This is a genomic window from Streptomyces sp. GQ60 (genome assembly GCF_059758875.1).
Genome location: NZ_JCAXEG010000032.1, coordinates 24101 through 45596, shown reverse-complemented (window position 1 = coordinate 45596; position 21496 = coordinate 24101). Strand labels below are relative to the sequence as shown.

The following is a 21496-nucleotide window of genomic DNA, read 5'->3' as shown; positions in this document are numbered from 1 at the left end:
TTTACTGGACAGCCCCTGTGCCGCGTGCCGGTCGGCGAAGGCGATGTCCGCGGGATCGGTCCGTATCCAGACGGGGTGGTAGAGCGAGATGACCTTCCGCGCCCGCCCCACCGCCAGAGCAGTGCGCCACGAGCTTTTACTGCGCTCGGGCTGCCAGGTGAACCGCCGAGTCACCCGTGAAACCGAACACCTACGGGGTACCCGCAGCCTGCGCCCCGCCCCGCACCCCCAACGCCTTCACCCTTCGCACCCCGATCCGCTTCCCGGCGCGGTGAACCACGTCAGGAGCAGGTTCACCGCCCCACTCCCCAGACTGGAGCGGGCGGCGGCAGGACCTTGTCCAGAGCTGAGGCGTGTGTGGCTACCGCCGTCGCTGTCCCAGTCGTGCCATCGTGCCGCTGTTGGCTCAGTTAGCCGGGTCAACAGGTGGGGGTAGAGCGCATCGCCCAAACTGACCGGATCAACCCCAACCCTTCACTTTTTCACCCCGCCGGGCCACCATTGGTCACATATGCGACTGACGAATGACACCGGTGCCTCCGCTCGGGTCTGGCGGCCGTACGTAGACCCACCTCTGCTCGGCCCCGAGCTGATCCAGGCGTCAGACGTGCGAGCCCACCCAGGCTTCGAACGCCTTCGCCGGTACGTCTGCGCGTTCGTCGCGTGCCGAACCGCACCCGTGCACACCGCAGTCGCTTTCAACGCGGTCTACTTCGGGTTCGACACGCAGGTCGGCGGCTACGCCGGAGGGCCGCTGGACATCGAAGACTTCCCAGATGTCGCTCTCGGCGACCGAGCCGAGGCCCTGCCCGTCGGAGCGATGATCAACATCCGTACCGGGGGCGACCTGTTGCCAGCGGAGGTCGTCTACAAGGAAGGCGCCCACCCGGCCGTCGGGAACACCGGAGACACTCCCGCATGGCTTGCCGGCGCTCCGGCGGGCGCGCAAGGGCCGGGGGAGCACGAGTCGGCCGCCGCTGCGGCCCTGCACGAGCGGATGGTCTTCGACACCGAGGCGTTCGGCCAGGGCTTAGCCGCGACCACCGACCGGCTGAACAGGCTGAGCCGCCGCGGAACGACGGACGCGTACGGGCACCTGCTCGTCGAGGCCCGGTACACGGGGTCGGAAGCCGACTTGAACGACACGGCATACTACGCCCGCTACCTGATGACGCGCGGGCAGGACCAGCTCACGAGCTCCCTCGCCCCCGCGCCGCTGCCACTGATGCTGCCGCCCGCCAGTGGCCCGGCGGAGACGGAGGTCGCCCTGCTTCGGCTGATGTCCGTTGTCCGGCTGGCCTTGGCGTCTTCGCCGGATCTCCGGATGTGGGGCGACTATGCCTTCACCCGGACGTCCATGGCCGCCCGTCTCGCCGACCGGGGGCCGATGGGGCGCGATGCCCTGGAAGCGCTTGCGCAGTCGGTCGGCCGGTCTGCCGCGCCAATCGGTCACCGCCGCGCGGCGGCACGGCCGAAGGCGGTCCACACCGCCCTCGGCCCGGCGCTGCGAGGGCGGCCCCAGGCCTTCGGATCCCTGCGGGGCACGGCGTACCCCATGGTTGTCAGCCATGCCAACGTCCTGCTGGCGGACTACGTACGGGGCGAGACAAACGAGGGGACCGGCCTCCTCCCGAACGGCGTGCACCTGGTTCAGTACGACCGCTGGCAGAGCGGCGGCGTGTGGAGGGCCGAGTACCGGGCCGGCGACACTCCGGACTGCACCCGCCCAGAGGCGCCCACGGCCTCGCCTAATCGCGCTCGGCCGGACGGCGAGCCTCTCGCGGCGGCCGCCGAGCCGCCCCCGCCTTCCACGGAACCTGGCGCCGCCGGTGCGGCAGAGCGCTCGACCATGCCCGGCGAGGGGCAGTGGGGGCCGGATGACCGCGCTCTGGGCGATCCCGTACGAGGACCGGCAGGGCCGGACCACGTCGAGTGGACCCAGCCGCTGAGGGCCCGTGACCTGTCAAGCGGCCGGCTACCGCTCCCCCGCGACGTCCTAGACGGCCTCACTCCCGGCCTCTCAACCGCCGGGGGTGACGCGGCGAACCGAGTACGGCTCCTGCTCACACATGATGGAGCTGACCTCCCACCCCACCAGGCCACCCAGAACGCGGAGCCCGACGGGGAGGGCGCTCTCGCGGGTCTGGAGTGGCCCGCCGGGTTCTTTCCCGGCATCCTGCTCACCATGACCTGGCACCGGGCCGACCGGGTCATTCAGGGCCGCACCATACGGCTGCTCCATTCCCAGACGGTCGACGGCGAGCCCTTAGCACACCGCTACGACCGGCGGGTTCGCACCCGGGACGGCGGCGGGGACCCACCGGGCCGGGGCCCCACGCGCGGCATTGCGCACGACGCTGCGGACGGCACCGAGGTGCTCGTCCTGACCGCCGTTCGGCGTCTGGGCCTGCTCGACGCGTACGGCCGCGCCCTGCTCGCCCGCGACCGCCTCTACACCGCGGTATGCCTCGTCTTGACGGACGTACCCCACCACCCCGCCGCGCCCCTGGTGGAGGCCGCCCTGCGGCGGCTGCTCGCCGCGGCCCGGCTCACCCTCACCAGGGGCAGTCGCGGCCCCGACGGCCGCGACCACCACCCGCAGCGGCTGCGTGAAACCGTGTTGGAGCTGGTCTGTTACACCCCTCTCGTGATCGAAGGCAGGCCACGCGGCTCCCATCCCTCGGACGAATGCGTCGACACCGGCCGTGCCATCAACGGCCACCACGTTCCGGGATTCCTTCGCTGTATAGGCCATTTGGGCCACGAAGCGAGCGAAGAACAACGACGCTTGTTCCGCCAGGACTTCCTGACCTTCGGTCTGGCCGGCTCGCCCGAGCTGCCCCCGGGCTACACCTACGTGCGACCGCACAGTCGAGGTACCTGAGCTCTGCCGCGCCCATCGGAACGCGGGAACTCGGGACTGAACGTTGAACCACGTACCAACCAGTTCGCAGGAGACCGTGTGACCTCACCCCGCCGACGGCGTAACCAGTTGTGCGAAGAGCCCGAGACCCCCTTCATCGTGGGCGAAGGGCCGAACGCCGTCCTGGCGCCCGACATCACCGATGCCCTAGAGGCCCAGGCGCACGCCCTCAACTTGTTGCCCTCACCCATCGGCTCGGCCGTGAAGCTGCTTCAGCAGGCCGACGTAGAACACGCCCTGAACTCGATGTCGGTGCAACAGCGCCGTCACCTGCTCGGCACCCTGCGCATCTCGATCATGGGCACCAGAGTGAGCCCCGCGCTTTGCCGGGATGTCCTGACCCGGATGACGCGCGACCCTGACTCCGCCAAGGCACGTCACGCGGCTACCCACCTCGCCCAGCCGCTCCTCCACGACCTGCTAACTGCCGTCGGTGCATCGGAGCCGCTCACCCGGCGCTGGAGCCCCCCGCTGCTGCGCCTGGCCGCGTGGTCCCTCCTGCGCGTCAGTACTGAGGACGCGCCAATTTGGCTCTGGGCTCTTGGTCAGCCCTGGATGACCGACGAGTCGCTTCCGACGGGCACCGCCGCCGTACGCGAGGCAGTCGAGCGCCTGGTGAGTCTGCTCCAGCAGCCCGGGCTCGAGCCCGAGGTGAAAGACGAGGGAAACATCGAATTCGATAGGGCAGCCGCCGCCTCCCCTCCGTCGGACGATTCGACCCCCGCCCCGGACGCGATATCGGAGGATCTGCTTACAGCCCGCCTAGCGCGGATCGAGCGGGCCCTTGAGGCCGCGAGCATTTCCGTGCAGCGGGTCGCCCAGGCTCTGGCAGCACAAGCCAGGCCGGACGGTGCGGAACTCGACACGCTCACTGAGGTAGCGCTTTCCTTCGACGAAGCCTTGTCCTCGCTGCGCCCGTACGGCCCGGCCCCTGACCGAATCGACCTGCCAGGCTTGCGTGAGCAGACCGCCCACGCGATCGAAGCGATAGGCACGGAGCAACTCCGTACGCGATTGCGGCTCATGTCCTGCCTGGCCCGCGGGGGTGGCTCTGCGCTGCCAGCCGACGCACTGGTCAGGGCACAAGAGCGGGCGGAGGCGCTTCGGGCTCAGGAAGTCTGGGATACGCAGGATCGTGCCGACGCCGAAGCACTCGACATACTGCTGAGGATGGTGGAGCTCGCGCAGGGCAACCAGGACCGGCCCGCGGAGATCCTCGAGCTCCTCGGAGCGATGTCGGCCAAGGCACCCGCCCCCGCACTGGTGATGTTGGCCGCGCAACACGCCGGACTCACCCTCGCTGGCGGGCGGGAACCCATAACTGACGCCCAGGAGTACCTTCCCGCCGACGCCGAACGGGTCCCCGGCCCCGCGACCCCAAAACGCAAGACTGCCCAGGCCACGCCAGCGACACCGGCATCGGTACCCGTGCCGGCGGCGATGTCCGAGCTGGCACCTGCTGGCGCCGGGTCTCCAACCCCGGGGCCGGACACCCGGCGCGGCGACCTCGCACCGACTGCATCCCCTCCAGCCGGCCCCTCTGACCGGGTGCAACCGCAACTGTCCCCGCCGTCGACGCCCACCTCGATCGCCGCGCCCGCATCCCCGCACCTGCCGCCCCAGCCGACCGGCAAGGCCCCAAATGCTGCTGCGGCGTCCGGCGCGGGCCACCCCGACGTGCCGGCCACGACCAGTACGCCCCGGACCGCAACACTCATGCCCCTCCTAGAAGCCCGGCGCTACGGCATAGCGGCGGCACTCGCCGAGCAGAACGGCGAACCCCGCTACCGCGCCTCCACCCTGCGAATCTCCGCGTACGCCCACGCGCTGCGATCGGCCAGCGGCGAGTGTGCCTCCCGCATCCGGGCCGAACTGTCCGAGCTGGACCTCGACGAGCTTGTCGACAGCCGGCCCGACGCCGCCCTCGTCACCGCGGCCCTGCTGCGAACCGTCCTGATCACGGGCGACCCCGAAACCAGCGCCCCGCTGGAGCGCGTGGCGTCGGCCCTGCCGCCGAGCCTCGCCTCCATTGCAGGCGAGGTCTCCCCCCGTGCCCTGCGATCAACGCTGCTCCACTCACCGCCGCTCGCCGTGGCCCAGGGCGCGGCCGAACTTGAGAAGACCATGCAGGAAGCCCGCGAGGAGTGTCGACAGGGTCTCGACCAGGTACCCCGGATCCGGTTCAACCGCGCGACCGAGATCACCCGGATCTGGCTCGCCCCCGACGGGCTCGTCGGCCAGCTGCTACGAAGCGCCGCAGACGACAACAGGACCGTTCTCGACGAGGTCTCCGAGCGCGTACGGGAGCTGAGCGTCGACTCCAAACTCCAGGACGAACTCAACGAGATCGACCGCCGGATGATGAAGTCCAGCAGGAGCCCCCTGGAAGGCCCCGCCCGGCAAAACTTGCTGCGGCTGGTGCGCGAGCGACTTCGGTGGGTCGAAAAGTGGGTCACCGCCGCCCGTGCCCTCAGCGCGGCTAGGCAGGACTGGAGCGGCGACCAGGTCCAAGAGATGCGCAGCAACGTACTGGCGCTCCAGCAAGATGTGCTCTCGGACCTCGCGGAACAGGCCCTCACCGACGACCCGTACGCCGCCGCCGCCATGCGTTCGGCCGCCGAGTCCCTGCGCCTGACCTTCGAGCTTCTCGCCGGTGACGCCCGGCTCGACCCCGAGGAGCCGCCGGCCGAGACCGTGCTCGGCGCCGACCTGCTGAAGCTGCCGGGCGTGCGGGTAGACGGGACAACCGGGCACGTCACCCGGCCGCATCTCACGGCCGCCGCCATCGCGGCCGCTATGGGCAGAACGTGGGAGGACGCCGTCAGCGATCACGCGGCCGCCGAGCGGTTCGACGTCGCCACCCACCTGATCGAGCTCTCCGAGCGTCGTCACCTGCCCCGTCTCAGCGGCGATGACAAGCCCATCGCGGAGCCCGTACTGGTGGAGGTGGACGCGGCCGCCAGGCGTACGGTCACCGAGCTTGAGGTGAAGCGGCGGGAGCTGGAGGACGCGTTGCGACGCACCCGGGTCAACGGCATTTTCAAGGAGGAGGAGGAACGCGACTTCGAGCACCGGCTCAAGGCCTCCGTCATCACCCCAGCGTCCGACCTCGCCTCGGTCCGCCAGCGCCTAGCTGAGCTGTCCGAGGAACTGGAACGGGCCCACGCGAAGACGGTGGCCACCCTGCGAGCCCGGCTCATGGAGATCCCCGACCTCAAGCCTGAGAACGTCGCCAGGGTCACGCCCGTCCTCGACGACGGCGACCTGTTGACGGCGGAGGAGCTGATCTCCCACCTCTCCAACGGTGAGAGCATCCCCGACACCCGCCAGGCGGACCATCCGTTGGACGCCTTCTTCCCCGCCGTGCCGGACGCACTGTCCCACGGGATCACGGAGGAACTCATCCAGGCGGTACGGGAGCGCAAACGCTTCTTCGACCTCGACGCCCTCGACTTCTCCACCATGTCCGACGAGTTCACGGAGCAGGCCGCCCATGGCTTGGCCGGCTGGCGTGAGATGGCCACACGGCGGGGAGTTCGGAGGCTAGAGGGGCTGAGCGAGGAGAACCTGCTCATGCCCGCCCTGCGGCTCATCGGCTACCGCAGTCTGCGCAGGCCGCAGCGGGACCGGCAGCGGAGCACCACCCCTGACCACCGGTTCCTCGACCTGGTCGACGTGGGGTTCACGGGTAACGCGCTCGTACCGGCCTTCGGTTCGGCCCTGCGCGGCCGGCTAAGGGTGATGCTCGCCTGGGGCCAGCCGAAGCCCGAGGCGCTGATGGCTCGCGTCCAGCAGGACCCGCGCCAGGACAGCCTGCTAGTCGCGTACTTCGGAACCCTCTCGGTGCAGGACCGGACGGCGCTCGCGGCGCTGAGTGTGGGCCGTCGGCCGATGGTCGTGCTCGACGACGCGGCACTCGCACACATCGCGGCACGCGGCAACCAGCTGCTGGACCGCGCCATGCAGGTACTCCTGCCCTTCTCGGCGGTCAACCCGTACGTTAGTGAGAAGCGCGGCCGGGTCGCCCAGGAGATGTTCTTCGGTCGGCTGGATGAGCTCAGCTCGGTCCAGGACCCGGCCGGGAACCAGGTCGTCTTCGGCGGCAGGGGTCTCGGCAAGTCCGCCCTCCTTAAAGAGGCGGGCAGGAACTTCACCGCCCAGGCGCCCACTGCGCACGTGAGCCTGGCACTGAGCCTCGACTCCACGTACAACGGCACCAGCGCGCAGGCCGCCGCCGTCTGGAACATCATCGGGCGCCGACTGCTGGAGGAGGACGCGCTGATCCTGGCGAAGCGGGTCAGGCCTGATGCGGTCCTGACGGCGGACGCCGTCGTGACCGGCATCCGGGCATGGCTGAAGCAGGACAGCAGCCGGCGGATGCTCATCATGCTGGATGAGGCGGACAGCTTCTTCGAGTCGGACTCGCCAAGGTTCACGGAGACCCGGCGCCTGCGGGACCTCAGCTCGGAGACGAACGACAGCGTCAAGATCGTGTTTGCCGGTCTGCACTCGGTGCAGCGGTACGCGACTCTCGCCGTGAACAACCCGTTCAGCCATCTCTCGCAGCACCCGACGGTCATCGGTCCCTTGCAACCCCAGGACGCGGCCAACCTATTGCTGAAGCCGCTGACGGCGCTGGGCTACAGGTTCGACGAACCGCCGCTCGTCCACCGGATTCTCGGGCACTGCTCCTACCAGCCCTTCCTCCTCCAGATGTTCGCGCACCGGCTCGTGCAGACCATGCACACGAGGCGGGAGAGCGGCCGCGGCCCGCTGTACTCGATCACCCGCGCGGACGTGGAGCGGGTCCAGTCGGACAAGGACCTGCAGCGCAGCATCACGGCGGCCTTCCACGACACCCTGCGGCTCGACTCCCGCTACAACATGATCGCCAACGTCGTGGCGCACCACGCCCACCATCACGGGATCGACGCCAGGATGACCCACGCGGAGCTGCGGGACGAGTGCACGTACTGGTGGGCAGAAGGGTTCCGGGACCTGGACCCCGACCAGTTCCGCGCCTATCTCACCGAGATGGAGGGGCTGGGGGTGCTCGCCCCCGATCCCGAGCACCGCGGCTGGCACCTGCGCAGCGCGAATGCCCTAAGCATGATCGGCACGCTCGAGGACGTGGACGCGCAGCTGCAGAACACGTCGAGCCGGGAGGTCACCGAGCGGCTCACGGCCATGGAGACCCGCCACCGGTCCGCCCACTCGCACGCGCACTGCCCGCTCACCGCAGCCCAGATCGCGGACCTCCTGCCGGGCCGACAGGTCACCGGTAGCGAACAGGGCCGCCGGAACCTGGCCCGTGTGGTCATCGGCTCACCCGCCACGGGAATCAACCGCGTCGGCTCGGAACTGCGCGAGGTCGCGGAGGCGACGGGCTGGAAGATGCCCATCATCAACCGGCGCGCCGACTTCGAGCGTGAGCTCGTCAGCGGCGTGGCGGGCACGAGCCGTCTCGTCCTCTCCGACCTGACCGTGAAATCGCCCGGCGAACAGACCTGCCTCGACGCGCTGGACATGGCAGCGACCTGGCTCCCCACGGGCCCGGGCGTCACGCGTTCCGCAGTGGTGGTGGCCGGCCTGGAGCAAGTCGGACTATGGGGAGACCTGCTGTCCGACCAACAGCGACGCGAGATGGGCATCGTCAGCCTCCGGCGCTTCACCCGCCACGGACTGCGCACCTGGGCGCTGGATCAAAAGAGCGCCTTCACCTCGGAGACGGCCCTCAACCGGCTCAGGGCGACCACGGGCGGTTGGCCGCTGCTCGTCGACGACCTCGCCGAACAACTGGCCAGGGGCACCTCGGAGACCAAGGCCCTGCGCTCGCTCCAGGAACGGCTGGACGACCCGAAGGGTGCGCAAGCCTTCCTGACCCAGGTGGGACTGACACCGAAGGCGCCCCTGTGGTCAGGGTTCGCAGTGATACTGGAACTCATGACGGAAGAAGGCTTGCCCTTCGAGGACCTCGAGGCGGCAGTTGAGAGCGGACGTTACGAAGCGACGGTCACCGCGGCCGGTATGGTGCGAACCCTGAGGGCACTACAGGTGTTCGACGTGGACCCGGACGGCCTCCACCGACCCGAACCCGTCCTCCTCTCTTGCTGGACCCGAGTCACACCTGCCTGAACCCTCGCCGCGTCAACGCCTACCGCCGCCCCAGTCCGCCTGCGCCGCCCTCCCACCCGGAGGCAGCGGAGGCGGGTTGGGGAACGGCCTGCCGCAACCGAGACCGCATGGGCAGCCGCGGTGCGGTCGATGTCTTGGTTGGTGATGTGATCGCGTAGATCGGGTTGATCACGCGAGCGTTAGTGCTGTGACCGCATAGGTTCACCGGGTGGGGTCTGTGCGCTTGGAGGTGCCGTGACGTCCGGTCCAGCGGGGTGAACGGCACCTCACCGCACAGCCCCTGGCAGAATCTCCGCGTGATTCAGAAGAAGCTCGACGTGCTCGCGCAGATGATGGACGAGTACAGGGCCATGCCGTTCCCGAACAGGTTCCGCGGCCTGGACATCGAGGACCAGGACATGGTCATGCTCGACGCGGACACCGCCGGCTACACCTACCGCGTCCTCCAGGGCCCCCTAGAAACCGCCCCGTCCCGAGGGGGCCTGATCAGGTTGATGGGCGTGTTCGAAAAGGTTCTTCCAGCAATCAGCGACGAGTACGCGAGCAATTTCTACACGCAGGCACGCGACGTGGCCGCGCTGGCCGCCGAGATCGAAGCCATGCGCGACAAGTAGCCCTCCGGCGGGAAACGTTCGCCGGGCGGGCAGTCGTGACGGTTGGATGTGCGGCGAGGTCCGATCTGACCGCCGGAAGTGCGGTGACCGAGCTCCTGCGAAGGTGGCTGCGCTCTCGCAACATCACCCCGCGCATCGCCCGGAAGGGCATCGGATCCTCTCAGCGCCTGGGCCGCCCCCGTTGGACCGTGGAGCGAACGGTGGCCTGGCTCGCTGGATGCCGCCGTCTGCACCGCCGCCACGAGCGCAAAGCCGAACATTTCCTCGCGTTCGCCAGCATCGCCGCCACCCTCATCTGCTATCGGCGTCTGGACGGGTGAGCCGGTTCATGCGACTCCGAGGAAGCCCGGGTCGGCGCCATCGAGCTGAAGGCACGAGTCGCGGCTCAGGCAAAGGAGTTCCGCCATGGGCACCGCGCGACGGCTGGCCGCCGACAGATCCTGGCGGGCTTCGGCCGACCACAACGGCGGGAAGAACGACAATCCCTGCCGACCGTCCAGCACGGAGATTTCACTGCGCCAGCCGTCCCACCGCATGCCTTCATAGAACTCCTGGAGCCCTCCGGAGAGGATCCAAGACAGCCACGCCGAGTGGCCAGCGCCCAAGGCCTCCCAGCCGAGCGCATCAGGGGCGAAGTAGATGATCTCACCTGGCTCCCCGGGCCGACCGGCCTCACGGGGGTCGCCCCCATTAAGGGCGAAGACCCCGCCCAGCACGTCGTGCGCAATCACGAGACCAGCGCCAGGTCGCCATGTGGGATCGAATGTCGAGGGCATCACATTGACCTCGGCCAGGCCAGGCAGACCAGCATCGCTCGGACTGCCAAAGATCCGAAGCCATCCACCGTCCATGAGCAAACCGCCGCAGTTCAACACGATGGCGCCCAAATTCGACCGGGCGGAGACCTGCAATTGCAGCAGGGAGGCTCGGCCTGCCACGGGATCGCCGAGCAGCAGCTCCACTGGTACGTCGGTGCCGGACAGCTCCTGGAGAAGGAGCGGCCATGCAGGGTCGTCGACGTTGATCAGCTCATTGTGGTCGCGCATCTCCGCATCGTCGCACCACCGCCGAGAAGCGCAGTCCGCCGGGTCACCCAGACTTGGAGCCACCAATCGAGACGAGGGTGCTGTCCGGCAGCATGCCCTCCCCGCTCCTGCGGCAGATCGCACGGCGAAGGGGGCCGAGCAAGGCACAGCAGGCATTCCAGCGCGGCCTGACAGCCCTCATGCGGCGAGTCGGGCGGGAAGACACCCACCGGCCGGTTCCCAGGGCCCGCGGGGAGGAGATCACAGTCGCCAGCGAGGGCGAGCTGGTGACCATGAAGCTCGGTGTGTGGATCTCCAAGCGCGACAAGCTCATTACCGACCGACCTGCTGTCCTCGCCGAGCTCCGCATTCACTGGGCGCAGTAGCGTGTCGCACCCTGCCGGAAATTCGTAGGAAAAGGCACCTCAGGCCCAGTCGAGAAGGCCCCCCGCGCGCCTTCGGCGCCACCTTCCCGCTGCTCCGCTCCCAGCAGCGGTCTCCTAGAACGACGGCTGCAGACAAGCCGTGGATGCGACCACCTGGGACCTCATTCTAGAGGTCCTGACCTGCAGTTTTATCCTCAGATACATAGGATGGCCATGCGCTGTCGACGGTGTGGAAGCAGCTTCGGCTGCTTCGCCGACATCCGCTCACACACATTGCTCAGGACGGCCCAGGGAGGGTGCTTCATGACCGAGTCCGGCAACCCCAGTCAGCCCGCGAACGTGAATGAGTACAACGCCAGTCACATCCAGGTACTCGAGGCCCGCGAGGGGATACGCAGGCGCCCCGGCATGTACATCGGCTCGATCAGTGAGCGCGGCCTGAACCAGATGGTGTTCGAGGTCGTCACGTGCGCCGTCAACGAGCACCTCGCCGGCCACGCCGACACCATAGACGTCACGATCACTGCGGACGGCGGCGTCCGCGTCGCCGACAACGGGCGGGGCCTGCCGGTCGAGGTGGAGGAGACCACCGGCATGTCGGCCGTCGAACGCGAGCTAACGGAGCTGTCCTTCGGCTCCAAGCCCCACAGCGGCTACAGGGTCTGCGGCGGCATCAGCGGTATGGGCCTGTGCGTGGTCAACGCGCTATCGAGCCGACTCACGGTCGAGGTCCACCGAGATGGCCACCGCTGGACCCAGGAGTACCAGAAGGGCACCCCGACCACTGCCTTGACGAAGCACGAGAAGAGCAGCGGACACGGCACCGCGATTGCGTTCCAGCCCGACACAGGCATCTTCGAGACCACCCGCTACTCGTTCGCCACACTGTCGCAGCGCCTCCAGGAACTGTCCTTCCTCAACGGCGGCCTGGCCATCTCGCTCACCGACGAGCGTCCGGAGCGTCCCGTCCACTACCACCACACGGACGGCCTACGGACCTACGTCGCCCACCTCAACCCCCCGAGCCTCGTCCACTCCACCGCCATCGCCTTCGAGTCGGAGAACCAGAACGAGACGGTCTCCGTACAGGTCGCCATGCAGTGGAACACCTGGTCCACGGGAGGATTCCACTCCTTCGCGAACAGCACCCGCAGCCATGAGGGCGGCACCCACGAACAGGGCTTCCGAACCGCACTCACGGACATATTCAACGACTACGCGCGCCGTCACCGGCATCTGCGCGCGGACGACGAGGACATCACGGCCAAAGCCATCTACGAGGGCCTGACCGCGGTCGTCTCCGTAAAACTCGCCCGTCCCGTCTTCGAAGGCGCCACCCGGACCAAGCTCAGCAATCCCGAGGCAGACGCATACGTCCAAGAGGTCGTCCGCGAGCACCTCACCGACTGGCTCGACCACCACCCGGACGAAGCCGCGGCCATCACCCGCCACATCCTCCACGCCTCCACCTGACGCGCGAAGGCATGACTGCGATCTCTCGCTTTCACGACAGTAGGGGACCTGGGCATCTCTCACTTAGACGTCGTCTCGTTTGGCGTGGAACTCATATTTCTCGGGCCGGGCCGTACGCCTCGCGGGTCCGCTCTTCAGGTCCCGTGGGGAGGTACTCCAGCAGGACGGGACCGGGGTGCAGGGCCGCGCTGGCCCCCCCGGCCATCTCCTCGCCGGTCAGGTAGCGGTACAGCCACTCGGCGAAGTCCATGGCGTGGCCGGCCCAGTCGCCCTCCGAGCCCTGGACCACGATTCCGTCGGAGTATCCGTGGACCTCTGGAGCCAGGAAGACGGCGGCTCCCTGGTCCGTGCTGGCGAGAGGGATGAGGCCGTCGGAGGAACCGAAGGTGATCTGCGGACGGTTGCAGATCACTCGGGGATCAGCGTCGGGTTCCAGGTCGTCGGACTCCCCTGACCGCCACTCGGACCAGCCTTCCGACTCCGACCGGATCTCCTCGCCTAAGGGTTGTCCCGTAACTGCTGGTCACGGTGAGATGATCTTGGCGTGGCTGGTGTGATCACGGCGTCAGAGCCGTCCTGGATAGCCCCGTTCACCGGGCTGAGCCCGCGCTGTTTCGGGAAGCTGGTGACTGTGCTGCGGCGCGAGGGGGCGGATGCGGTCCGCAAGGGCCGGCCGTGGAGCCTTCCGCTGGAGGACCGGGCGCTGCTGGTGGCGGCGTACTGGCGCACGAACTTGACGATGCGCCAGCTCGCCCCGCTCTTCGGGGTTTCGAAGTCGGCGGCGGACCGCATCATCGACCACCTCGGGCCGATGCTCGCCCTGCAGCCCCGCAAGCGGTTCGCCAAGGACACTGTGCTGATCGTGGACGGCACTCTCGTGCCCACCCGAGACCACGCCGTGGCCGAGCAGTCCAAGAACTACCGATACTCCACGAACCACCAGATCGTCATCGACGCCGACACCCGCCTGGTCGTCGTAGTCGGCCGACCCCTGCCCGGGAACCGCAACGACTGCAAGGCATGGGAGGAATCCGGCGCCAAAGCCGCCGTCGGCAAAACACTCACGATCGCCGACGGCGGCCACCCCGGCACCGGACTCGTCATGCCGCACCGACGCCGCAAAGGCGAAGACCTGCCCGACTGGAAGCAGGCCCACAACAAGTCCCACAAGCAGGTCCGAGCCCGCGTCGAGCACACCTTCGCCCGCATGAAGGCCTGGAAGATTCTCCGCGACTGCCGCCTCAAAGGCGACGGAGTCCACCACGCCATGCTCGGCATCGCCCGCATGCACAACCTCGCCCTCGCCGGATAGGCGAGCGGATCGCACCGCGACCAAACCTGCCCAGTGCGACTCGAAGATCATTTACGGGACAGCCCTTAGCTGGCGCAAATCCTTTTGGTCCGAGTGGCCGGATTCTTCTGTCGTCAGCTGATATGTCGTCACCAGGTGCCCCCCGCGCCGTACTTTGTGTGCTGGAAAGGATACGCAACAGACCCGGTGGCTGCGGCCCGTTCTCAGACAGGCTACGTTTGCCCACCCATGGAGGCCGTGGAATATCGCGACTGCTCCGTGGTTTGCCCGTGTCGTGCTGCCCGCTCGGCGCTCCGGCGTGACCGCAGCCGAGAGCGAGAGCGTCGCACGAGCCTGGCTGAAGACCGCCGGAAGCGCGGGGGCCCACGAGGCCGTCAAGCGCATCGAGGCCACCGGACTCCTCACCCCTGACCAGACGGGCGAGGTCGCAGCCCTCCTCCTCGAACTCGGCGAGGCGGGCTCCGCGGTGCCCTTGTGGTGCCGGATCATCACGACGCCGGGCACCGCGGTCGAAAGCGGGACGGGGGCGGGCGGCGCGGCCGCCGGGCTGCCGGGCTGCCGGCCGCGTCGGCCTCGACGTCCGCCCGAGCCAGGCCCCGAGCGCCGCCGCGGTGTTTCCACGTGCGGCCACACGTCCTTCACCCAGCCGGTCACCGCCGCCTCGTCACGCTCGACCGCCCGACGGGCCGGAACCTGACGACTCCAGCCGTGCCGCCGCAGCATCTGCGAGATCTCCGACAACGTCATGCTCTTGTGGAACCGCCGGCCGATGAGGGTCTTGATCCTGACCAGCGTCCATCGCTGATCCGGCCAGCCGTGCGCGACCGGGCCCTTGGCCAACTCCTCTTCCAGCACAGCGAACAGCGCGTCGCTCAGCTTTGGCCGGGACGCCGGGCGGCGGGAACGCACCCCGTCCTGGCCGGCCTCCTGCCAGGCGTGCCGCCACCGCTGGACCGACCGGACGCTGACACGCAACTCCTCCGCGATGTCCGTGCTGCCCCGCCTGGCGGCGAACATCGCGACTGCTTTCATCCGGACCCGCTCACGGAACGCTTGCCTCTCCGCGGTCAGACCCCCACCCTGCGGATACCTCATACCTCCGGCATACCGCGACGATCACCGATCGTCAGCCCCTACGACAACCCGCCTTCAAGGTCAGTAACCCCGGCGGCCCTCAGACCGTAGAGCTGGCAGTGGAGAAGGGCCCTGCCGGTGAGGCAGGGGCCCTTGACGGCCGGTCGGGGATGATCAGGCGTTGTTCCAGACCGGTGCGGTCTGACGGGCGATGCCGTAGACGAAGTTGGAGAGGGTGCCGTTCGCGTTCAGCACGATGATGGTGTTGTTGTCCTGGAGGATCACGGACTTACCCTTGGCGAAGTAGGTCCAGTTGCTCCAGGTGCCGTGCGAGGTCATCTGGACGCCGTACAGGCCGTCCTTCTTCACCAGGCGGACCTTCGTGCCGCCCGCGACGTTGTAGACGCCGAGCTTCGGGGAGACGGTGGTGGCACCGGTCCAGCTGTGGATCTCGCCGTCGACGGTCAGGCGGACGTAGCGCTGGCCGACCTTGCGGACGTCCTGGTAGGCGGTGTGCCCCGGGCGCAGGAAGCCCACGCGCTTGCCGTTCTCGACGATGTGCGAGCTGAAGAGCTGCGGGCCGGCCTGGTAGGTCTTGACGGTCAGGCCGCCGTACGTCGTCGTGGAGTAGAGGCTGCCGGCGGTGTTGCACTCCTTGGGCAGCGTGGGGAACGCGGTGGCGGTCCACGGCGTGTCGCCGCCCTGGGTGCGCTGCTTGAAGACGGGTGCGGTGGACAGCACGCCGTCGATCCGCAGGCCGTTGGACAGGTCCACCGGCTTGGTCTGGTCAACCGTGCTCAGCACCTTGCCGCTCTCATCGCGCAGCTGCGCCTTGGCGCCGGTGTGCGCGCTGTGGGTCAAATTGACCGTCAGGCCGGCGGACAGGGAGGGGATGACCTTGCTCTTGACGCAGTTCTCGGCGATCACCAGGGTGCGCGCGGGGGATTCCTGCTGGGCCGGGGAAGAGGCCGCGAAGGCCGTGGCGGGGGCGGCGATCGCCGCGCCGAAGAGGGCGAGAGCGGCGGTGGCGGCGCGGAGGGCGGTACGCATGGCGACTCCTTGGAGCTTTGCTGTGACTGAAGGAGAGCCGTATGCCGTGGTCTCTTGCGGTGGAGGCCGTTGAGTTCGGGCTGCTGGCTGCAGACAGAAAATTAGTGATCTTGTGTGGGTGGAATGGTCCGGTCCGCGTCACAGGCGTGTGACAGACATCGGGAGCGCCTGCCGTACTCACTCCCGCTCCGCCGTGTGGCACGGCACATGCGTGGTGGCGGGGCTACCGTCGCTGTCATGACTGCTGACTCCCTGCGCTCCGTCACCGTCGAGCGAACCGGTCCGGGCATGTTCACCGCGACCAACTCCCGCGGTGACAGCATCACCTTCGGCACCGGATCCGGCGGGGGCTTCACCCCCGTCGAGCTCTTCCTCGCCGCGATCGGTGGCTGCTCCGCGGCCGACGCGGACGTCGCCACCAGTCGGCACGCCGAGCCCACCGAGTTCTCCGTCGCCGTCCACGGGCACAAGACCCAAGACGCGGGCGGCAACCACATGACCGGCCTCGAGGCCGCCTTCACCGTCCGTTTTCCCCCCGGCGAGGCCGGCGACCGGGCCCGCGCGATCCTGCCGCGAGCCGTAAAGACCTCCCACGACAAGCTCTGCACCGTCAGCCGCACGGTGGAGGCCGGAACCCCTGTCACCGTCGAGGTCACCGATGCGGAACGGTCTCGCTGACCGACGGCCGACCCTTTTGGAGGTGTCCGCGGGCAGGACCTCGACCGTGGTGTCGGCCCAGTCGGCGGTGGACGCGGCCGGCGGGCCGCCGGCCTCGGACCGGCAGGCCCGCGCGCATGCGGCGGTCTCGGGGAGCCTGGGTGCGTTCCAGGGTCGGAGTAGGAACGGACCAGGAATCCGGTGTTGCTGTCAGAAGTTTTGACAGGCAATGGGCCGGGGTCGTGTCGCCCGTCTCCACTGACGCGCGACGAGGACGTGGCCGTTGCGGGTAGTCGTGCGGAAGGTAGAGCCAGGGGATCCCGGTCCGGTTGCTGGCCTGCGGGCCGGCAGCACGGTGCGGGAGATCGATATTGAGTCCCGTGACCTTGACCTCCACCGCAGTTGAGGTTGAAGACTGGCACTACGACCAATGATCTTGAGCTCGCCGCAGCCGCCCTGCCCGATCCAACCCGTCCGGACGCGGGTCTCGTCCTTATCTCCGAATGGCACACCCAGGGCCGCGAAGAGCAGGAAAGGGTCATGAGCGGTGTCATGCACACCTGGGAGAACACCCGGCTTCCCGCCGCCTACCTCTCGCGCTACTGCCTCGAAGGATCCGACGGCCGAACGATCCTCAACTATGCCCAGTGGACCCAGACCGACGCACACCGGACATTCGCTGCCAACCCGCGGAACCAGCAGACCCTCGGCAACGCGATTCAGGGGCTCTTCACAGCCGGCCCGCCCGGCCGCTACATGCTCCATCGCTCCATCGCCCTGCGCGAGGCCGCTGTTCGCTACTTCACCACTGCGTCCTACGACACCGAAGATTCCGCGACCGCCCGTGGACTCGCCGACAAGTTGGCCGATCGGAGCACCGCCGCCGCACCATCCGAGCTGATCGCGGAGCACTTCCACATCAGCGAGGACGGGCAGCGTCTATACGTCCTAAGCGCACACGAGGCCGAACCGGCCGAAACTACCCTGCGATTCCGCCCTTACCGCGGCCTGGCCCGGCGGTGGCCCGTCGCCACCTGAAGGCTCACCCCACAGAGCTGCATTCCCGAGCAATGCCGCCACCGTCCGTCTGGGCACGAAGGTCACCAAGGGCGCCGGTAGCGCGGCCGCCGCCGTGTCGATGGTCTTCAACCTCGTGGAGTCCGCCCAGCAGCGGTGACGGGCTGTGAACGCCCCTCATCTCGTCGCCCTCGTTCGGGCCGGGGCTCGCCTCGAACGCCGCCAGCTCGTCGACCAGCGTTACCAGGTCGCTGCCCGAGCCCTTCCCTGAGAGTGACACGCAATACCCTCGCCCTCATGCGCACCAGCCGCGCCGGTCCCCGCTGTCCAGGCCGTCTTCGATCAACTCCGAGCCGACTGTGATGCTATACACGCTCCATCACACGCTTCAGTGCGGTCAGGTCGGCGAAGACCGCATCCGCATCGCGTTGGAAGTCCTCGTCGTTCATCTTGGGCTGTCGGCGAAGAGTGAACACCACCTCGCATCCGGTGCCGTCGACAATCACTCGCACCGGGTTGTAGACGATCTCACCCGAGGGCAATGTCACATCATGATCGAGTACACCAAACTCATTCTCTTGCGCGAAGGCAACCACAACCCGCCCCATGGGTGACGACTCCGCGATCCATTGCCCATCGATCATGTCAATGGAGTTGCCCAGTCCATGAGCCCACTCGGGCAAGTTGGAGGGGTTCGACGCGTAGTCGTAGACCTCCTTGGCGGGGCGGTTGATATGTGTGCTGACGTGCCGTGAGGCCGAAGCCATAGTCTCCATGGCCACGATGGTATGACGCCGCTGCCGACATGGTCTTGAACAAATCGGTCATGGCTGCGCTGCGCGGGCGAGACCTCCCCCACCCTTCGTTTCTCTTGCACACCGTCCGCCCCAGCGAACCTTCCCGGTCACAGCACTGGCATCACCTCGGACGACACAGGGACAGCGCCCCCGAACGGGGCCGCCGGGTGGTGCGGCGGAGGCAGAACCCCGCAGCGGCTGCTCCGGACGCCAACGGGACCAGGCGGCCCTATGCAAGGGGAACGGCTAAGGGAACTGGTCAGCGATGTGAGCCGCCCTCGCGCCTTTCGAGACTGGCGAGTTCGGTTCGAGCGGTGACGCCGAGTTTAGGAAATGCCTTATAGAGGTGGTATCCAACAGTGCGTGGGCTGAGGAACAGCTGCGCGGCGATGTCCCGGTTGGACAGTCCGCGTGCGGCCAACCGGATGATCTTTCGCTCCTGCGGGGTGAGTACGGTCAGCGCTCCGCCGGAGGTTTCCGTCTTCGGCACGGCTGCCCCGGTGGCGTCGAGTTCGGCACGGGCTCGTTCCGCCCACGGCGTTGCGCCGTGCCTCCGGAACGTTTCGAACGCATCGCGGAGCTGCGCCTGAGCCTCGGACTTGCGGCGCGTGCGGCGCAGCCATTCACCGTAGAGGAGAGCGGTTCGTGCACGTTCGAACTGCCGGTCACCGGGGTGCAGCCGCAATGCGGATTGGTACAGCTCAGCGGCGTCTGCTTCTGGCGCGAGCAGGGCACGACAGCGCTGTACGTGTGCGTCGATCCACGGCTGCTTGACATGGTGTGCCCAGTCGGTGAGTCGTGCGAGTGGCTCGTGCGCGATGGCCGGCCGGCCGAGCCGCACCGCTGCCTCGACCAGGTCGGAAATGCTGCGCAGCCCGGGAAGCTGATGTCGCACCGGGCCGGTGTGCAAGGCTGTTAGCCGGGTGAGCGCGGAATCCCATCGGGCGTGACCGAGGTCGAGCAGGGCCAGTGCCCACTGTGCCCAGGACATGCCGGCCGGGGGCGCGCCGGGCTCCGTCACCGTGAGCGCGTCGTCCGCAAAGGCGTGGCAGCGGCGCTCGTCGCCCGACAACGCGGCCAGGTAGGCCAGTACCCCGCTGATCTCGGCGATCCACTGTCGGTGCCCGAGTTCCTGAGCGATGTGCAGTGCCTGGGTCGCCTCGTCCCAGGCGTCGGTGTGCTGGCTGAGGAAGGTCAGGGCGCGGGCGACGCATGCCAGCACCGGCGGCGTGCGGCCGATCCATCCCTGCTCGCGGCATCGGGCGAGGAGCTCGTCTGCCACCCGGTGTGCCTCGGTGTCCTGGCCGGCGACTTGAAGGCTGGTGGCGGCGACGAGGATGGTGTCGTGCGGGCCGCCGAACCCCGTCCGCCGGGCGGCTGCGATCCGTTGCGCGAGGATCTCCGGATCCCGGTCCCCCTGCCCGATCGCGGACCGCGTGGCACAGATCAACAGGCGGGCGACGCCGGTGAGCGGGTCGTCGGGCGCCAACGGCAGGGCATCCAGCCGGTCGGCGGCATCCGCGATCTCGCCTTCCCCGAGATACCAGGCAGCGTGCACCGCGTCGAGCAGCATGTGCGCGGCGAGTGACGTGTCCTCGGCCCGGGTGAGCGCGGCTGCTTCGGTCAGCAACTCGCCGGCCGTGCGGAGCGAGCCATGATGGAACGCCGCGGCGGCGCGAACCCGGACGGAGCGGACGGTCACGTCCGGGCCGTCGGTGTACTTCTCGCCGAGACCGGCGAGTTCCACCATGCGCTCGATGTCGCCTTCCTCGGCGGCTGCTTCGGCTGCCAGCACGAGCCGGCGGGCGCGGTCCGCACCAGATGGTGTGAGCTGCGCAGCTCGTTCGTAGGCTGCCGCGGCCGCCGCGTAGCCGCTGCGCGCGGCGGCCCGCTGGGCGCTCAGTTCCAGTTCCGCGGCCACCTGCTCGTCAGGCCCGATGGCGACCACGGCGTGGTGCCAGGCACGCCGGTCGGCGTCCTGCGGCTGGTCGAGGGCGTCGGCGAGCGCCGTGTGCACCACCAGGCGGAGACTGACCGGCGCCGACTGATAAACGGCCGACCGCACGAGGGGGTGGCGGAAACGGACGGTGTGGTGGTCCACCTGGAGCAGCCCCGCCGTCTCAGCGGGCACCAGATCGGTGAGCCGGCAACCGAGAGCGGCGGCCGCGCGCAGGACGACATGGCGGTCACCGGTGTCCTCGGCGGCCGCGACGAGCAGCAGGTGCCGGCTCGGCTCCGGTAGCTGCAGCACCTGGTCGAGGAAGGCTGCCTGGACCGTCTCCGTCATGGGCAGGGCCTGACGGGCGCCGACCGACCGGCCGGCGCCGAGAGCGGTTGGCAGCTCGAGGAGGGCGAGCGGGTTGCCTTGTGCTTCGGCCAGTACCCGGTACCGGTCGGCAGGCGACAGCATGGCGGCGTGTTCGGCCAGCAGCCCGGCGGCGGCGGATGCGTCGAGCCCGGTGAGCGGCAAGTGGGGGAGTCCCTGTGCGGCGAAGCCGGTGCGGGCGCCGATGATCAACGCGATGCCCTCGGCGTCGAGCCGCCGCGCGGCGAACAGCAGGGCCTCGGCCGACGCCCGGTCCAGCCACTGCGCGTCGTCGACGAGGCACAGGACGGGCCCACCGTCGGCGAACTCGGCAAGCAGGGACAGAACGGCGAGGCCGACGAGCATGCGGTCGCCCGGTTCGACCGGGACGAGCCCGAACGCCCCGCGCAGTGCACGCTCCTGCGGCGCGGGCAGGGCGCTGGTCCGGTCGAGAGCGGGTCGCAGCAGCAAGTGCAGGCCGGCGAACGGCAGGTGTGCCTCGGACTCGATCCCCGTGCTGCGCACGATCCGCAGCCCGTCAGCCGCCGACGCCGCGTACTCCAGCAGTGCGGTCTTGCCGATACCCGGCTCGCCGGTGATGAGCAGGCCCGCGCTGCGACCGGTCCGGCAGCCCGCCAGCAACCGGTCGACGACCGATATCTCCCCACCCCGTCCGCGCAACATGTGGCAACCCTACTTAAGCCGACGGCCCTTCCCCAGGTCGGACT

General features: G+C 68.7%; 13 protein-coding genes and 3 pseudogenes. 10 read left to right on the top strand and 6 right to left on the bottom strand.

Annotation, left to right across the window (positions count from 1 at the left end; translation table 11 throughout):
- Window positions 1-679: 679 nt before the first annotated feature.
- The 4 genes and pseudogenes from AC6CKD_RS36640 to AC6CKD_RS36625 all read left to right on the top strand — a co-directional run.
- The gene (locus AC6CKD_RS36640; RefSeq protein ID WP_498333568.1) at window positions 680-2884 is read left to right on the top strand and encodes a hypothetical protein; all 2205 of its coding nucleotides are present in this window, start codon (window positions 680-682) and stop codon (window positions 2882-2884) included.
- A 1755-nt stretch (window positions 2885-4639) separates the two neighbouring features.
- Window positions 4640-9058, top strand: a complete 4419-nt coding sequence (locus AC6CKD_RS36635; protein WP_498333566.1) for a hypothetical protein — start codon at window positions 4640-4642, stop codon at window positions 9056-9058.
- 296 nt (window positions 9059-9354) lie between these two features.
- The gene (locus AC6CKD_RS36630) at window positions 9355-9672 is read left to right on the top strand and encodes a hypothetical protein (protein WP_498333564.1); all 318 of its coding nucleotides are present in this window, start codon (window positions 9355-9357) and stop codon (window positions 9670-9672) included.
- A 110-nt stretch (window positions 9673-9782) separates the two neighbouring features.
- Window positions 9783-9992 (top strand): annotated as a pseudogene (locus AC6CKD_RS36625) (IS5/IS1182 family transposase); the annotation flags it as partial.
- 6 nt (window positions 9993-9998) lie between these two features.
- On the opposite strand, the gene AC6CKD_RS36620 reads toward AC6CKD_RS36625, so the two are convergent.
- Entirely contained in the window at window positions 9999-10718 is a 720-nt protein-coding gene (locus AC6CKD_RS36620) for a DUF2625 family protein (RefSeq protein ID WP_498333562.1), read from the bottom strand.
- Window positions 10719-10897: 179 nt separating this feature from the next.
- Between AC6CKD_RS36620 and AC6CKD_RS36615 the strand changes: the two genes are divergently transcribed.
- Window positions 10898-11083, top strand: a complete 186-nt coding sequence (locus tag AC6CKD_RS36615) for a hypothetical protein (RefSeq protein ID WP_498333560.1) — start codon at window positions 10898-10900, stop codon at window positions 11081-11083.
- A 303-nt stretch (window positions 11084-11386) separates the two neighbouring features.
- On the top strand, window positions 11387-12556 hold the full coding sequence (locus AC6CKD_RS36610; protein WP_498333559.1) for an ATP-binding protein: 1170 nt from the start codon (window positions 11387-11389) through the stop codon (window positions 12554-12556).
- 91 nt (window positions 12557-12647) lie between these two features.
- On the opposite strand, the gene AC6CKD_RS36605 is transcribed toward AC6CKD_RS36610, so the two are convergent.
- Window positions 12648-12968 (bottom strand): hypothetical protein, encoded by a 321-nt coding sequence (locus tag AC6CKD_RS36605; RefSeq protein WP_498333557.1) that lies wholly within the window; start codon window positions 12966-12968, stop codon window positions 12648-12650.
- A gap of 132 nt (window positions 12969-13100) precedes the next feature.
- On the opposite strand from AC6CKD_RS36605, the gene AC6CKD_RS36600 reads away from it, so the two are divergent.
- Entirely contained in the window at window positions 13101-13868 is a 768-nt protein-coding gene (locus AC6CKD_RS36600) for a transposase (RefSeq protein ID WP_498333555.1), read from the top strand.
- Window positions 13869-14444: 576 nt separating this feature from the next.
- Here AC6CKD_RS36600 and AC6CKD_RS36595 read toward each other — a convergent pair.
- Together AC6CKD_RS36595 and AC6CKD_RS36590 are read right to left on the bottom strand one after the other, a co-directional pair.
- A pseudogene (locus tag AC6CKD_RS36595) lies at window positions 14445-14963 on the bottom strand (winged helix-turn-helix domain-containing protein); the annotation flags it as partial.
- Between the two features lie 153 nt (window positions 14964-15116).
- A complete protein-coding gene (locus AC6CKD_RS36590; protein ID WP_498333553.1) occupies window positions 15117-15992 on the bottom strand; it encodes a hypothetical protein in 876 nt (291 codons plus the stop codon).
- A gap of 237 nt (window positions 15993-16229) precedes the next feature.
- Between AC6CKD_RS36590 and AC6CKD_RS36585 the strand changes: the two genes are divergently transcribed.
- The 3 genes and pseudogenes from AC6CKD_RS36585 to AC6CKD_RS36575 all read left to right on the top strand — a co-directional run.
- A complete protein-coding gene (locus tag AC6CKD_RS36585) occupies window positions 16230-16670 on the top strand; it encodes an OsmC family protein (RefSeq protein ID WP_498333552.1) in 441 nt (146 codons plus the stop codon).
- Between the two features lie 519 nt (window positions 16671-17189).
- The gene (locus tag AC6CKD_RS36580) at window positions 17190-17687 is read left to right on the top strand and encodes a hypothetical protein (protein ID WP_498333550.1); all 498 of its coding nucleotides are present in this window, start codon (window positions 17190-17192) and stop codon (window positions 17685-17687) included.
- 28 nt (window positions 17688-17715) lie between these two features.
- Window positions 17716-17937 (top strand): annotated as a pseudogene (locus AC6CKD_RS36575) (IS256 family transposase); the annotation flags it as partial.
- Between the two features lie 94 nt (window positions 17938-18031).
- Here AC6CKD_RS36575 and AC6CKD_RS36570 read toward each other — a convergent pair.
- Both AC6CKD_RS36570 and AC6CKD_RS36565 read right to left on the bottom strand, forming a co-directional pair.
- Window positions 18032-18442: an SRPBCC family protein gene (locus AC6CKD_RS36570; protein WP_498333549.1), complete on the bottom strand. Its 411-nt coding sequence runs from the start codon at window positions 18440-18442 to the stop codon at window positions 18032-18034.
- 280 nt (window positions 18443-18722) lie between these two features.
- A complete protein-coding gene (locus tag AC6CKD_RS36565) occupies window positions 18723-21452 on the bottom strand; it encodes a helix-turn-helix transcriptional regulator (protein ID WP_498333547.1) in 2730 nt (909 codons plus the stop codon).
- Window positions 21453-21496 lie beyond the last annotated feature (44 nt).

What these genes read in the sequence shown, in the direction of transcription:
- AC6CKD_RS36620 (WP_498333562.1), bottom strand. Translation starts at nt 10,718, where the DNA reads ATGCGCGACCACAATGAGCTGATCAACGTCGACGACCCTGCATGGCCG.
- AC6CKD_RS36580 (WP_498333550.1), top strand. Translation starts at nt 17,190, where the DNA reads ATGAGCGGTGTCATGCACACCTGGGAGAACACCCGGCTTCCCGCCGCC.
- AC6CKD_RS36570 (WP_498333549.1), bottom strand. Translation starts at nt 18,442, where the DNA reads ATGGAGACTATGGCTTCGGCCTCACGGCACGTCAGCACACATATCAAC.
- AC6CKD_RS36615 (WP_498333560.1), top strand. Translation starts at nt 10,898, where the DNA reads ATGCGGCGAGTCGGGCGGGAAGACACCCACCGGCCGGTTCCCAGGGCC.
- AC6CKD_RS36565 (WP_498333547.1), bottom strand. Translation starts at nt 21,452, where the DNA reads ATGTTGCGCGGACGGGGTGGGGAGATATCGGTCGTCGACCGGTTGCTG.
- AC6CKD_RS36590 (WP_498333553.1), bottom strand. Translation starts at nt 15,992, where the DNA reads ATGCGTACCGCCCTCCGCGCCGCCACCGCCGCTCTCGCCCTCTTCGGC.
- AC6CKD_RS36635 (WP_498333566.1), top strand. Translation starts at nt 4,640, where the DNA reads ATGCCCCTCCTAGAAGCCCGGCGCTACGGCATAGCGGCGGCACTCGCC.
- AC6CKD_RS36585 (WP_498333552.1), top strand. Translation starts at nt 16,230, where the DNA reads ATGACTGCTGACTCCCTGCGCTCCGTCACCGTCGAGCGAACCGGTCCG.
- AC6CKD_RS36610 (WP_498333559.1), top strand. Translation starts at nt 11,387, where the DNA reads ATGACCGAGTCCGGCAACCCCAGTCAGCCCGCGAACGTGAATGAGTAC.